This window comes from Burkholderia sp. Ac-20349 (assembly GCF_017104865.1).
Lineage (GTDB): Bacteria > Pseudomonadota > Gammaproteobacteria > Burkholderiales > Burkholderiaceae > Burkholderia > Burkholderia aenigmatica.
On sequence record NZ_JAAGPM010000027.1, the window covers coordinates 1 to 14,466 of the forward strand.

The 14,466-nt window shown below is 67.1% G+C and carries 8 protein-coding genes and 1 pseudogene; 5 read left to right on the plus strand and 4 right to left on the minus strand.

Features of this window, described 5'->3' with window-relative positions; genetic code table 11:
* The first annotated feature begins 328 nt into the window (after window positions 1–328).
* The 3 genes and pseudogenes from G3N61_RS12165 to G3N61_RS40260 form a co-directional block, all read left to right on the plus strand.
* On the plus strand, window positions 329–1,399 hold the full coding sequence (locus G3N61_RS12165; protein ID WP_175024582.1) for a porin: 1,071 nt from the start codon (window positions 329–331) through the stop codon (window positions 1,397–1,399).
* Between the two features lie 204 nt (window positions 1,400–1,603).
* Complete coding sequence (locus G3N61_RS12170; protein WP_205822530.1) at window positions 1,604–3,010, plus strand: methyl-accepting chemotaxis protein; 1,407 nt, start codon at window positions 1,604–1,606, stop codon at window positions 3,008–3,010.
* Between the two features lie 70 nt (window positions 3,011–3,080).
* Window positions 3,081–3,158, plus strand: a pseudogene (locus tag G3N61_RS40260) (XRE family transcriptional regulator); the annotation flags it as partial.
* Between the two features lie 181 nt (window positions 3,159–3,339).
* Here G3N61_RS40260 and G3N61_RS12175 read toward each other — a convergent pair.
* Window positions 3,340–3,789, minus strand: coding sequence for a hypothetical protein (locus G3N61_RS12175; protein WP_089451962.1), 450 nt, complete (start codon window positions 3,787–3,789; stop codon window positions 3,340–3,342).
* On the opposite strand from G3N61_RS12175, the gene G3N61_RS12180 reads away from it, so the two are divergent.
* Window positions 3,788–3,952 carry a hypothetical protein gene (locus G3N61_RS12180; protein WP_179258758.1) on the plus strand — a complete coding sequence of 55 codons (165 nt, stop codon included), beginning with the start codon at window positions 3,788–3,790 and terminating at the stop codon, window positions 3,950–3,952. The two genes, G3N61_RS12175 and G3N61_RS12180, sit on opposite strands and share 2 nt — an antisense overlap.
* Window positions 3,953–3,973: 21 nt before the next feature.
* Here the strand turns inward: G3N61_RS12180 and G3N61_RS12185 are convergent, their stop codons facing one another.
* From G3N61_RS12185 to G3N61_RS12195, 3 genes are all read right to left on the minus strand, one after another.
* Window positions 3,974–4,330 (minus strand): hypothetical protein, encoded by a 357-nt coding sequence (locus tag G3N61_RS12185; protein ID WP_241017710.1) that lies wholly within the window; start codon window positions 4,328–4,330, stop codon window positions 3,974–3,976.
* Window positions 4,331–4,407: 77 nt separating this feature from the next.
* Window positions 4,408–6,822 carry a penicillin-binding protein 1C gene (gene pbpC / locus G3N61_RS12190; RefSeq protein ID WP_089451960.1) on the minus strand — a complete coding sequence of 805 codons (2,415 nt, stop codon included), beginning with the start codon at window positions 6,820–6,822 and terminating at the stop codon, window positions 4,408–4,410.
* A gap of 54 nt (window positions 6,823–6,876) precedes the next feature.
* The gene (locus tag G3N61_RS12195; protein ID WP_205822501.1) at window positions 6,877–12,879 is read right to left on the minus strand and encodes an MG2 domain-containing protein; all 6,003 of its coding nucleotides are present in this window, start codon (window positions 12,877–12,879) and stop codon (window positions 6,877–6,879) included.
* Between the two features lie 285 nt (window positions 12,880–13,164).
* Between G3N61_RS12195 and G3N61_RS12200 the strand changes: the two genes are divergently transcribed.
* Entirely contained in the window at window positions 13,165–14,433 is a 1,269-nt protein-coding gene (locus G3N61_RS12200) for a lipoprotein-releasing ABC transporter permease subunit (RefSeq protein ID WP_080741524.1), read from the plus strand.
* Window positions 14,434–14,466 lie beyond the last annotated feature (33 nt).

A 14,466-nucleotide genomic window follows, 5' to 3' on the forward strand; every position in this document is an offset into this window, starting at 1 on the left:
CTTCGGCGACAACCTGCCGAAGACGCGCTCGGGCAAGATCATGCGGCGCCTGCTGCGCTCGCTCGCGAAGGGCGAGGCGATCACGCAGGATACGTCCACGCTCGAGAATCCGGCCATCCTCGAGCAGTTGAACCGCTCGATGTGACACCACCCGCCGCGGCGGGCGTTCCGCATCACCGCGGCGCCGGAGCACGGCCATATCCGGCCCGCGAGAAGCATCGCCGTGCGTTCCCCGACGGCACGGCATGCAGGCGGCTCGAATCGATTCCGTCGCCGCATTTTTAATTAGTTATACGTATTACAACACTCAACAAAACGGAGACAGACGATGAACGGAAGGACACGGATGATTTGCGCGGCACTGCTGGGCGCAGCGGCAAGCACGAGCAGCTTCGCTCAGAGCAGCATCACGCTGTACGGCGACCTCGACGCCGCATTGCTTTATACGAGCCGATCGCTCGACTCCGCAACCGGTGGCAACGCCGGACGCCAGTTCGCGCTGACCGACACCGGCATGACGCCGACCAATTTCGGCATGACGGGTACCGAAGATCTCGGCGGCGGGTTGCATGCGAGATTCAAGCTGGAAAGCGGCTTCAACATCACGGACGGCGCGTTCGGCCATTCGAACGGCAACTTCTTCGGTCGCCAGGCGTGGGTCGGAATCGACGGCGGATTCGGCGAGACGAAGGTCGGCCTGCAGTTCTCGCCATTCGTGCTCGCGGTGCTCGGATCGGATCCCCGCAATATCTCGCACTTCGGCGCCGCGCTGATCCCTTACGTCGACAACGTGCTCGTCACGGGTCTTTTCAACCCGAATGCGATTTCGTACACGAGCCCGACGATCGCCGGGCTGACAGGCAGCGCGATGTTCGGATTCGGCGGAAAGGCCGGAGATTTCCAGGCGGGACGCCAGTATTCCGGCAGCCTCACCTATACGAATGGCGCATTCATGCTCAACGCGGCACTCTACGACGGCAACGGCGGCACGTCGCCGACGCCGGTTCCGAGCACGGTCGCATTCGTCGGCCGCACGATCGGCGCCGCCTACACATTCGGGCCGGTGACCGGCAAGGCGTCGTTCACGAGCTACAAGGTCGCCGGCTCGTTCAGCAACAACGTGTATAGCGCCGGTCTCGACTATCGCGTCACGCCGGCCCTCGACCTGAACACCGGCGCGTGGTATACGACCGACCGCAACGATTCGCACAATCATTCGCTGCTTGCCGCGATCGGCGCCGACTACAGCCTGTCGAAGCGAACCGGCCTGTATGCGCAGGTCGGCGTCGTCAACAACCACGGCGCGATGGATACGGGCCTCGGCATAACGGGCGGTGCGCTGTTCGGATTGCCGGGCACGACGGTCGGTGTCAATGCCGGCATCCACCACGTATTCTGACGCAGCCTGCGGACGGCCGGCACACGGCCGTCCCCGCACGCCGAGAGCACGGGGAACGACGTGCCGCGCCCGGCATCGCGCCGACCATCCAGCCTCGATGTTTACCCGACCTCAAGTCCGCGGCCGCGCTGCCGTCAAGTCAGGAGCGCACGCCCACTATCCGCCAGGAACGAGGCGGGTGCGCCCTCAAGGAGACCCAGCAACGTGAACCTTTTCGGAATCGGCCGCGGCCGCCGTTCATCACGCGCACTCGTCGGCGACATCGCCGAGCAGGCCGGCAGGCTCGGCATCGAGATCTGCGACGTGTCGGGGCACGTCGAGGAAGTCGCCGCCCGCGTCGCCCGGCAGGCGGAGGTCTGCCATACGCTGCGCGAATCGGCGGCCCTTACGTTGCGCGGCAACCACCGGATCGCCGAGGCCGCGCTGCAGGTGCGCAACGTCAGCGCCAACGCATCGAGCGCGGTCCGGCAGTCGCAGCAGACGATCGAGGCATCGCTCGCCGACATTCACGTCCTCGTCGAGGGCGTCACCGCGATCGGCAGCCAGATGGGTGCGCTACGCGACGCGCTCGATCACGTGCGGGCCGTGTCCGAGGAGATCTCCGTCATCGCTCGCCAGACCCACCTGCTCGCGCTGAACGCCGCGATCGAGGCCGCGCGCGCGGGCGAGTCGGGCCGCAGCTTCGCCGTCGTCGCAGCCGAGGTCAAGAATCTGTCCGCCAAGACCGGGCAGGCCACGGCCCAGATCGAAACGACCTTAGCGCGCCTCGCCGAGCAGACCGAACACCTGATCGCGGACGGAACCGACAACGCCGCGCGCGCGCACCGCGTACGCGAGGGCACGCGCACGATCGGCGAAGTCGTGCACGCGACCGGGCACGCGATCACCGAACTCGCCGGCGAAGCCGAACAGATCGCGTCGCTGACGGACGAGATCGAGACGCAGTGCCACCGCCTCGACGAACAGGTGGGCGAGATGGCGTCCGGTGTCGAAAACTCGAGCGACAACTTCTCACAGGCCAAGGATCGGCTCGGCAATCTGCTCTCCGTCTCCGAGACACTCATCGAACTCACGGCCGCGACCGGCATCGAATCGCCCGACACGCGCCTGATCGAAACGGCACGGAACACCGCCGCCGCGATCAGCAAGCTCTTCGAGGAGGCGGTCAGCCGCGGCGACATCGCGCTCGACGCGCTCTTCGACGTGCACTACGAGCCGATTCCCGGCACCGACCCGCAGCAGTTCGTGACGCGCTTCACGGCCTTCACCGATCGCGTGCTGCCGGCCATCCAGGAGCCGGTGCTCGGGTTCGACGAGCGCATCGTCTATTGCGCCAGCTTCGACAGGCAGTGCTACCTGCCGACCCACAACCGGAAATTCTCGCTGCCCCAGCGCGCAGACGCCACCTGGAACGCGGCGAATTGCCGGAACCGCCGGATCTACAACGACCGGACGGCGCGCACCTCCGTGTCGCATACCAAGCCGTTCCTGTTGCAGACCTATCGGCGCGATATGGGCAATGGTCAATTCGCGCTGATGAAGGACGTTTCCGCGCCGATCGTCGTCGGCGGACGACCATGGGGGGTCCTGAGGATCGGCTACAGCGTCTGAACCGGCGCGAGCGGGCCGCTACTGCTCCAACCCCTCCGCGAGCGGCCGCTGATCACTACGCCCGTGATAGGGGTCGGACGCGCACGGGTGCGCGCTGCTGGTCGCGATCCAGGGGTTGAAGGGGCTGCAGGCGAAGGCGGATATGGGTGATGGAAGGCTGCCCGTGCGCCGCTGTGACTGGCATCGGGAAAGAGGACCGGAGATGGATGCGGGGATTTCTGTCGAGGTCGCCTGACGCCCCGCAGCAGTCCGCCGGCTTCACCGGCAACGGCCACTCGCCACGAGGTCGTCAGGCAGGTACGCCTGCCCTGCTGTCACCAGCAAGCAATTCAGGTGTCGTAGTCGCCGCTGTCCCACGGCTCGAAGAAAGCCATATAGTTTCCTGGCTCCATGATGTATAGCGCTGCGTCGTCGTCTTCGTCCCTGTCGTCCGCCACGAGTCCAAACGTGACGCCGAAACGTTCGACAGAGAAAGGGGCGATCTCGATGCGACCGTACTGCACTTCGCCAAGCTCGGCCAGATACCGTTCGCAGCAGGCATTGCGTGCCGTCAGATCCATGTCGGCACGCGAGCCAAAGGCTTCGATTCGCGCCTCCTGCAAGATGCCTCCGGCATCAAACAGATAAAGCGCGACATATTCCGCGCCCGGTCGTTTCGAGGATTCGGGTACAAACGGCGTAGTCAAAAAGAACTGGCTGCCGCTAACCGTTCGGCCGACGTACTTCGCGTCGAACTCGTCATGATTGATTGCGATGCGCTCCGGCGGTGTGGCCGTCATGATGAAAATTCCTGTTGCGGGTGACGAATGGCTCGGACTGCACGATTCCACCCAACCGCATCGTGCAGACACGCTTCCGATGTTGCCGATCACGGCGGACGATGACGTTCGACGTTCTCGTTATCGATGGTCGGCGATCTACGCGCCGATGTCGAGCGACTGATTGCGGCCCAACGCCGCACACTCAGTCGACGCGATCGATACGTGTCACATGGCACGACCATAGCGTTTCGAAATCTTCCAACGTGATCGCTCTTCCATCGAATTCAGGATCGGCGTTGATCTCGACCAGCGGCGGCACCGGAACCGTTCCAAGCTCCGTTCCATGCGACGACCTCGCTTCGTCGGCAAATCCCACCCGGCCGTCGCGAAAGAATTCGAGCTTGCGCACCTCATGGCGATTCCGTTCCAGCACCGAAACGAGTCGGACCGGCTCCGCCTCGAAAGCGTGCTTCCACGCGACGTCGATTGCAATCATTTCATTTCTCGCTGCACTGTTGTCGAACGATGGCGCCGGCCGAATGCCGACAGTCTGCCCCATGTCCGCGGAAATCCACCCAGCACAACAGAGGTCGACGCAGTCACACGACAGCCACCCAGGTGACAGGCGCGCAACCGCTATTGCTCCAACCCCACCGCCAGCGGCCGCTGATCGCTGCGCCCGTGATCGTCGACCACGCGCACCGTATAACTGCCAGCCGTCCGCGGCTGCCAGAACAGCGCATCGCCCGGCGCACTGCGCCCGACAAATGCATCGTTGACGAACCAGTACAGCGCATGCGCGCTCGCATCGGCCGTCGCGTTGAACGCGATGCGCGTCTCCTCCGTGCTCCTCACGCGCATCGCATACGTACTGCCGCGCAGCGGCGACGTGATGCGCGGCGGATCGCCTTCGACCTGCCCCGCGTCGCGGCAGTCCGCGTTCTGCGGCGGCCGCCGGCGCGGAATGCCGGCCTGCGCGAACACCTGCTGCAGATCCGACGGCCAGAACTCGAAGATCTCCGTATGCGTGCGCTTGCCGTCGTACGGCGGACACGCGGCCTTCCCCGTCGCATCGTCGATCACGACCGGCCGGTGCACGGTGCTCACGCGAATCGGCGACGTGCCCGGAATGAACCACGTCCAGCCCTGCTGCGGACACCACTCGTTCGGCAAATCGCCGCTCGCGAGGCAGATCCGCACGCGCTTCAGCTTCGGCGGCAGCGCGCGCGGCGGCTCGACGAGCGTGCGCTCGGCATTCATCGCATCGACGACCTGGAAGAACAGCGGCGCGGCCGCGTCGACGCCGACGAACGCCGTATTGGTCGAGTTGTCGAAATTGCCGACCCACACGACCAGCACGTACGGGCCGAACACGCCCGCCGTCCACGCATCGCGGAACGACCATGACGTACCGGTCTTCCAGTAGACGGGCACGCTCGATGGCTGCGCGCCGCTCGTCTCGTCGGGGCGCAGGTGCTGGCGCAGCATGTCCATCGTCATGTAGCTCGCCTCGGCGCTCAACAGGCGCCGGCCGGGCAGCGCCGGTTCGTCCGCGCGCAGCCGCAGCGGCCGGAACTCGCCGCGATTCGCGAGCATCGCGTAAAGCGCCGCGAGATCCTGCATCGTCACTTCGCCGCCGCCGAGCACGAGCGCAAGCCCGTAGTGCTGCGCGCTCGCGAGCCGGCGCACGCCGGCGTCCTGCAGGAACCGGTACAGGTCCGGCGACTTGAGCTGCGACGCGACCCACACGGCCGGTACGTTGCGACTGCGGTTCAGCGCATCGGTCGCGGTGATCGGCCCCAGGAAATGGCCGTCGAAATTCTCCGGCGCATACGGGCCGAACGCGGTCGGCACGTCGCGCAGCACGGTCTGCGGGTGCAGCACGCCCTGGTCGAAGCCGAGCGCATAGATGAACGGCTTGAGTGTCGAGCCCGGCGAACGCCGCGCGAGCGTGCCATTCACCTGCCCGTCGATCGTGCGGTCGAGGAAGTTCGCCGAGCCGACGAGCGCCTTCACGCCCATGTCGCGCGTATCGACGAGGATCGCCGCCGCGTTGCGCACGCCGCGCGTATCGTTGCGCGCGACATAGCGTGCGATCTGCCGTTCGAGCGTGCGCTGCAGGTCGAGATCGAGCGTCGTCACGAGCCGCGCGCCGGCGTCGTGGTCGTCCGCCGCGCCGCCCGAGGTCGTGCGCCACGCGCTGCGTGCGGCGAGCGCCTGATCGACCGCATGCGGCGCGTCGAACGGCAGCGCGGACAGCGGCCGCATCGCAAGCGGCAACGCGAACAGCGGCTTGAGCGACGCATCGCCCGGATGCTTCGTCAGCCAGCGTGCATACAGCCGGTTGCGCGACGCAGCCAGCGCGCGGTTGATCTCGTCCTGCCCGCCGCGCACGCGCCGCGCCGGGTCCTGCGGAATCACCGCGAGCGCGAGCGCCTCGGGCAGCGTCAGCGCGTCGGGCATCCGGTCGAAATAGACGACGCTCGCGGTGCCCGCGCCTTCGACGTTGCGGCCGTACGGCGCGTCGTTCAGATACGCTTCGAGGATCTGCCGTTTCGAATAGAAAAGTTCGAGCTGCACCGCACGTGCGACCTGCTCGAGCTTGCCGGCCGGCGTGCGCGTGTTCAGCCGCCACAGCGAGCGCACGAGCTGCATCGTCAGCGTCGAGCCGCCCTGCGGATTGCCGCCGCGCACGTACGTGATCCACGCGCCGCGCGCGAGCCCGTACGGGTTGAAACCGGGATGCCACCAGAACCAGCGGTCCTCGTGCAGCATCACGGCTTCGACGAGCTGCGGCGACATCCGGTCGAGCGGCACCCACAACCGGTAGCGGTCGTCCTTCGCGAGCGTCAGGCGCAGCAACCGGCCCTGCGCGTCCGTCACCGCAACCGACGACGGTTTCCAGTCGCGCAGCGGCGGATGCGGCCACAGCCGGCACGCGGCCAGCGCGCCGAACACGAGCAGCGCGCCGGCGATCCAGTTCTGCCAGCGATGCAACCAGCGGCCGGCGCCGTGCAGCGCGCGCCGGAGCACCGAAACGTCGTCAGTCACGCGCGGGCGCTCCTCGCCCCCGGCACAGCAGGTCACGACTTGGCGTCCTCATCGTCATCGCACGCGCTCCACCGTCAGCGTCGTGCCGCCCGGCGCCTGCGCCTGCACGCGGCGGTCGTACATCGACTCGCCGTATGCCGGCGGCGCGATGAAGCGGCCCGCGTTGCTCGCCTTGATCCGGTAGACGAACTCGCGCACGTCGGTCGTCGCGGTGCCGTAGATCACCACGCGATCCTCGCGAACGTCCGCGAATTGCGGCTGCCACGTGGAACCCTTCACGCCGATCGGCGAACGCCACGGTGCATCGGCCACCGGCGCCGACGCGCCGCCATCGCCGTTGCTGTCGCCGTCCTGCGTGTCGGTAACGGGCGGCGGCGCGATCACCGGATCGAAACCGCCCGGCAGCAGGTCGACGATCGCAACGTTGCCGACGTTCGCCGAGCCCGTCGCACGGATCTTCAGATGCACGTCGATCTCCTGGCCGAGCGTGATCTTGTCGAGCGGCCTGCCGTCCGTGTCGGTGTAGTCGCGCACGATCTCCAGCCCGTTCTTGATCGCCTTCGTCGACGTGCCGCGATCGTAGCCCGACTGGCTCGAGACCCACCACGCGGGCAGCGTGCTGCCGTTCACGAAGTCGACACGCGACGCACTGCCCGACCACGTGCCCGAGCGCACGAGGTTCGCCTGGATCGACGACACGTCCTTCGGTGCGGCACCCGCGCGCACCTCGTCGATCGCGAGCTGGTCGAGCTGGCCCGCACTCGACGCCGCATACGCATCGAGCGCGAGGATCGTCATCGCCGACGACAGCGTGTTGTAGCGGTTGTCGACGAGCGGCGCGGCGAGGTTGTCCATCGCGCGCGGCGACAGCTTGCGCACGCGCTCCGGGAAGTGCTTCGCGATCAGGTACAGCACGCTCGCGTCGCGCGTCAGCGGATCGAGGTAGTAGCCGGTCACGTAACCGCCGTCGGACGCGCGCTTGCGCTCGAGCAGCGCCTGCGGGCCGGCGATCAGTGCCGCCGCTTCCTTGTCCTGCTTCAGCAACTGATACGACGCGGCGAGCCACGCGGCCGCGAGATCGTTCTTCCAGTCGTTCGGATACGCATCCTGCAGCCGCTTCTGCACGGCCGCGAGGCTGTTGGTCGTCACGTTGCCCTGGCGCGTCAGCAGATACACCGCGTACGCGCGCTGCCGCAGCAGGTCGAGCGAGCCGAGCGAATCGTTCGCTGCAAGTTTCTGCAGATACTGGTTGCCCGCGTCGAGCATGTCCTTCGGCACCGCGATCCCGCGCTCGCGCGCATCGAGCAGCACGTGCATCGCGTACGCGGACACGAACGGATCGGCATCGGGCGTCGCGCTCCACAGGCCGAACCCGCCCTGCGCGTTCTGCCGGCTGCGCAGCACGCCGAGGAACTGCGTAATCGCCGCTGCGTTCGTCGCGTCGGCACCCGGGTCGGTCGCATGCATCGCGCTCGTCAGCGCGCGCACCGACAGCCACTTCGCCGCGAACACGCGCGGCACGGCCGCGCTCACCATCTGCTCGCTGCAGTAGTGCTCGAAGTTGACGAGATACGACGACAGCCCTTCGGACAGCACGAGCGGCGCGGTCGAGATGCTCGCGTCGCGCGACGCATACGCGTCGTACATCGACCTCAGGTTCGGCACGTTCGCCTTTTTGCCCGGATCGAGCCGCGCGATGTCGAGCTGCGTGCGGAACGCGGCGGCCGGACGCACCGACACGTCGACGCGCTGCTGCGCGCCCTTCGCGCCGTAGCGCGCGCCGAACGACAGCGCGCCCGAGCCGAGCGTGTCGGTCGCCTTCACGCGGAACATCGCGACGCCCTCGTGCTGCGGCGCGAGCGCGACGTTCTGCGTGGCCGGCCCGATCACCTGCAACTGCGGGCCCGTCTTCAGCGTGACCGCGACCGGCACCGGCTGGTTGCCGACACCCGTCAGGTTGTTCGCGACACCGACGCTGACGTCGGCCTCGTCGCCCGGTGCGAGCGTCGTCGGCACGTTCGGCGACAGCACGAAATCGCCGCGTACCGTCGTCGCGCCTTCGAATGTGCCGACCAGGTCCGGCGACACCGACACGGCCATCACGCGCAGCTTGCCGTTGAAATAGTCGGGCACCGTGTAGCTCAGGCGCGTGTCGCCGTTCACGTCGACGATTCCCGACCAGTAGACGACCGGCTTGTCGCGCTTGCGCTTGAACGGGTTCAGTTGACGGCCGATCGCATCGTCGGCGTCACCCCCCGGCGCGGCCATCGCCATCAGCTTCTCGAAGTCCGGCAGGATCAGGTCGAGGATCTGCGACGTGCCGACTTCGAGCATCCGCTTGCGGAAGAAGAACTTCAGCGGATCGCCGAGCTTGTAGCGCGCGACCTGCAGGATGCCCTCGTCGACCGCGAACACGACGACCTTCGCGGGCTTCGCCGAATGCACGGTGAAATTCACCGTCTCGCCGGGCTTCACGAGCGCCGGCGCATCGACCGACACCGCGTTGCGGCGCGCATCGAGGTTCACCGAGAACGGCACGACGCCGTAGCTCAGCGGGCTCATGAAGATTTCATCGGACGACGGATCGCGGATGTACTGCACGTTGATGTAGCCGTTGCCCTCGAAGCCGGCCGGCACCGTGATGTGCTGGATCGAGCTCGTCGTATCCGCATGGAACCACGCGTGCGCATACACCTTGTCGCGCTCGATCGTGATCAGGCCGCTGCCCGCGTAAGGCGCGCGGATCGCGATCTCGACCTGTTCGCCCGGCTTGAAGTCGTGCTTCGCGAGGCTCACCTGCAGCTCCGCGTTGCGGTCGAGCGAACGCGTGACGTTTGCATCGCCCGTGACCGAATACTCGATCCGGTTCACCGCGGCGCCGTCCGCGTTGCGGATCACGAGCGCATAGCTGCCCGGCTTGTCGGTGCGCAGCGTGAAGTCGAGCCCGGCTGCCGGAATCGTCAGCGGCTTCTCGTCGACCGGCACTTCCTTCAGCCGCGAATCGTATTTATATGCGCCGGAATCCTGCTTGGTCAGCACCGATACGTAGCGTTCCTCGACGAGCTGCGCGCGCAGGCCCTTCACGTCGATCGCCTTCGCGTTCGGATCGATCGCGACGAGCCGCACCGTGCGCGGGCTGCCGCGCTTCACGTAGCCGAGATCGTCGACCGACTTGTAGCCGACGAGCCAGTCGTTGTTCGACACGAGCGTCTGCGCGTTCGCGGCGACGTTACGCCCACCTTCCGCTTCGTAGGCCTTCGCCTGGAAATAGAGCTGGTAGGTCGCGTCCGCGTACTTGTCGAGATCGAGATCGAACTCGGCATGGCCCTTGTCGTCGGTCGTGCCGTCCTGCAGCGTCGTCGTATAACCCTCCTTCGCGCGGCGTGCGTCGAAGAAGTGATAGCCCTGCCAGCTGCGGAACGACGGCCACACCGGGCGCAGCGTCAGCGTCGCCGCGACGCGGCGCTTCTCCGCCGGCGTGCCGAACAGGTTCTGCGCATCGACGATGCCCTTCAGCCCCTTCGGCTTCACCCACCCTTCGACGACCTGTTGCGACAGCTTCGCGTCGACCTTCATCCGGTCGGGCAGGAACTCCTTCACCTGCACCGTCGTGCTGCCGATCGGCTCGGCGCCCGGCTGGCCGTCCTTGACGATGTACAGGTTGACCGTCCACGTGCCGGTCGGCGCCGTTTCGGCCGTCGTATAGCCGAGCTCGGTGAAGCCGGTCGCATCGACCGTCACCGGCTTGCGCTCGACGGTGATCCCGCGCGGGTCGACGATCTCCGCCTGCAGCGGCACGCCGGCCGGGCTGCGCGCCCAGCTCGCCGCGCGCACGATCAGGCCGATGTGGAACGGGTCGCCAGGGCGATACAGCCCGCGATCCGAGAACAGGTACGCGGACAGTTGCCCCTGGCCGGTCGCATTACGCTCGCCGTCGACGTCGAAACGCGAGAAATCGAGCTGGCGATCGCGGCCGGCCACCGGCAGGAACGACAGGTCGGTGTCCTTCTTCACGACATACAGCTGCGGCCGCTTCTCGCGGTCGAGCCCCTTGAACGCGGGGAAATGCACGATGCCGTCGGCGCCGGTCGTCTGCGTGAACAGCGCCTGGCCGTTCACCGCGAGCACCGACACGGTTGCGCCCGCAACCGGGCGGCCGTTGCGGATCGACTGCACGAACACGTCCTGGCTGCCGTCCAGCGCCTTCTTGACCAGCATCCCGAGATCGGTCACGACGATCAGGCGCGTGTCGCCGAGCGCGCTGTCGCTGTCGTCGCCGTTGCCGTTGCTGTCGCTCGAATCGGCGTTGTCGGACTGATCCTGGCTGCCGTCGCCGGACGATGCGTCGCCGTCCTTCGCGTCGTCGGCCTTCTTCTTCTCGGCGGCCGGGTCGTACTTCGTCAGGTGCAGCAGGAACACGCCGCGCTTGCCGCCCTTCAGGTACTGGCCGAGATCGATGCCTTCGTAATGCGCCTTGCCGGGTTCGCCGGCCGGGAACGCGCGCGTCTGCACGAAGCGCTCGACGATGTGATCCTCGCTGAACGAATACGACAGCTCGGGCCGTGCGTACGTGCCGTTGTTGAAGCTCACCAGATGCTGAAGCTGGCCGGGCAGCACGCGGCCGATCTCGACCTTCATCCCCGGCAGGTTGCGCGACACGACCGACAGCCGCTTGCTGCCGCTCATCGACAGCAGCGAACCGTCGGCCATGAAGCGCAGCAGCTTCGGATAGTCGGGCACCGTGAACGCGGCCGTCACCGGTTTGGCGAGCAGGTAGCCGCCCGCCGATTTCAGGTCGCCCTCGAAACGCACGACGATGCGATCACCCGGCGTCGCGTGATACTTGAAGCTTTGCAGCGTCGCGTAGTCGTTCTCGGTCGGCACCGCGTCGAGCGGCAGCGGCTTCGACTGCTTCAGCACCGCATCGCTGATGTCGGCCACGGTCCATTCGTACGGCGGATCGTCGTCCGACTGATCGACGCCCGGCTTGCGCTTCGGCAGCACCCACGCCTTGGCGCGCGCGGCCAGGTCGGCGCTGCGCACGCCGTCGGACGCTTCCGCGACGAGCACCTGCTCGGGCTCGTAGCGCTCGTTGTCGACGAGCGTCGGCGCGATGTTGTCGATCGACAGGCTGTAGAGCCCCGGCACGTCAACCGACGCGTGCAGCACGTCCGGCGTGCCGTTGCCGCCGCGCGCACTCTTCACGCCCTTGTCGACGTCGAGCCGTGCCGCCATCGAGTCAAGCGGGATCGCGAGCGACTGCGAGTGGATCCATGCGCTCGTCTTCATCTTGTCGTAGCTGACGGTGTAGCGCAGCGGCGTCGAATTCTTGCCGTCGCGGCCGACCAGCACGAGGCCGATGCGCTTCTCGAACTCGGCCGGATCGACCGGGTAGTTGAAGCGCAGCTGCAGCAGCGCCTGCTTCTCCGCCGGATTGTCGGGGTTCTGGTAGAACTCATTGTTGCCGAATGTCGCGGCGAACGCCGGCAGGTCGAAGGCGAAACGGTCGTCGTGCATCGTCACCTGCGGCGCGAACACCCGGTGCACCGCGAAACGCACCTCGACGTGCGCGCCGACCGGCCAGTCGGCCGCCGGCGTGAAGCGCAGCGTCTTGTCGTCGACCCACTCCCACGCGCCCTTCAGCGCGGGTGTCATCTCGATGCCGTCGCCGGCCGGCTTGCCGACCTGTTCGATCGGCGCGGCCGATTGCGCGAACACGACTTCGAGCGGATGCACGGTGATCTTCGGCTTGTCGCTGTCGTCCACCTCATAGGTGGTGATCGCCGGCGCCTTCACGGTGAAGCTGACGGTCTCGGGCTCGGGCGGCTTCGGGCGATGCTTGAACCAGTAGCCGCCGTAGCCCAGCGCGGCCGCGAGCAGCACGAGGCCGCCGGCATGCCACGGGCGGCGGCGCACGGCCGCGACGGTGACACCCATCCACGCGGGCGCCGTCCACGACACGTCGCCGACCAGCGGCCGCAGCACGCAGCCGAGCAGCCACCAGACGAAGCCCGCCACGCGAACGGGCAGGAGCAGCAGGAAGCGCAGCAAATCCATTGTTATTTCCTTGTCAAGGACATGCTGCCGGGTGCGGCAACCTTCCCCGAATCGTTATGGGTCTTGTGACGGCGCGGCCCGGTTGCGCCGTAAATACTTGGTATGTTCGACCGGATGCTGGGCGCCATTATCGATCAGACCCGAAACGATGGAAATATCGGCGTGCCGGCGCGCAACGCTGCCGGATAACCGGCCGGTCGGGCGGATTTCGGCTCGCCGGCCAACCGCTGCGCGCGGTCGCGCGGCGTTCGCTAGAATGCGCGGCTCGGCATGATTCGAATCGAAATGAAAGGAAAACGCTTGAAACTCCCGTTCGAATGGCAGATCGGGCTGCGCTATGCGCGCGGCGGCCGGCGCTCGGCCGGCGACGGCTTCGTGTCGTTCATTGCCGGCGCCGCGATGGCCGGCATCGCGCTCGGGGTCGCCGCGCTGATCGTCGTGCTGTCGGTGATGAACGGATTCCGGACCGAAGTGCGCGACCGGATGCTGTCGGTGCTCGCGCACGTGGAAATCTTCTCGCCGACCGGCGCGATGCCCGACTGGCGGCTCACCGCGCACGAATCGCTGCAGAATCCGGCGGTGCGCGCCGTCGCGCCCTATGTCGATGCGCAGGCGCTGCTGACGAACGCGGGGAGCGTAACGGGCGTCGCGCTGCGCGGCATCGATCCGGTGCTGGAGCCGCGCGTGTCCGAGATCGCGCGCAAGCTGAAGACCGGGCGGCTCGACGCGCTCGTGCCGGGCGAGATGGGGATCGTGCTCGGCTCGGCGCTGGCCGATGCGCTGCACGTGAAGATCGGCGACCGCATCACGTTCTTCGCGCCCGGCAATACCGCGCGCATCGGCGACGCGCTGCCGCAGTTCCGGCAGTTCAACGTGGTCGGCACATTCGAGTCGGGCCACTACCAGTATGACAGCGCGCTCGCATACATCCATCTCCGCGACGCGCAGACGCTGTTCAACGTGCGCGCGCCCACCGGCATCCGGCTGCGCCTCGATGACCTGCAGCGCGCGCCGGACATCGCACTGGAACTGTCGCGCACGCTGTCGGGCGAGCTTTATATCCGCGACTGGACGCGGCAGAACCGCACGTGGTTCGAAGCCGAGCGGCTCCAAAAGCGCATGCTGTCGCTGATCCTGATGCTGATCGTCGCGGTCGCCGCGTTCAACCTCGTGTCGTCGCTCGTGATGACCGTCACGCAGAAGCAGGGCGACATCGCGATCCTGCGCACGCTCGGCGCGCCGCCCGGGTCGATCATGAAGATCTTCGCGATCCAGGGGATGACGATCGGCCTCGCCGGCACGCTGGCGGGCGTCGCGCTCGGCTGCGCGATCGCGGTGAGCATCCCGTGGGTGCTGCCGGCGATCGAGCAGTTGCTCGGCATCCGCTTCCTGACGCCGTCCGTGTACTTCCTCAGCTCGCTGCCGTCGAAGCTCGCAGCGACCGACGTGATCGAGATCGCCGCGGCCGCGTTCCTGATGTCGTGCGTCGCGACGCTCTACCCGAGCTGGCGTGCCGCACGGGTACGGCCGGCCGAAGCGCTGCGCGACGAATAGGCGCGCGGTGTCCGGTGCACGACTCGACGAAGC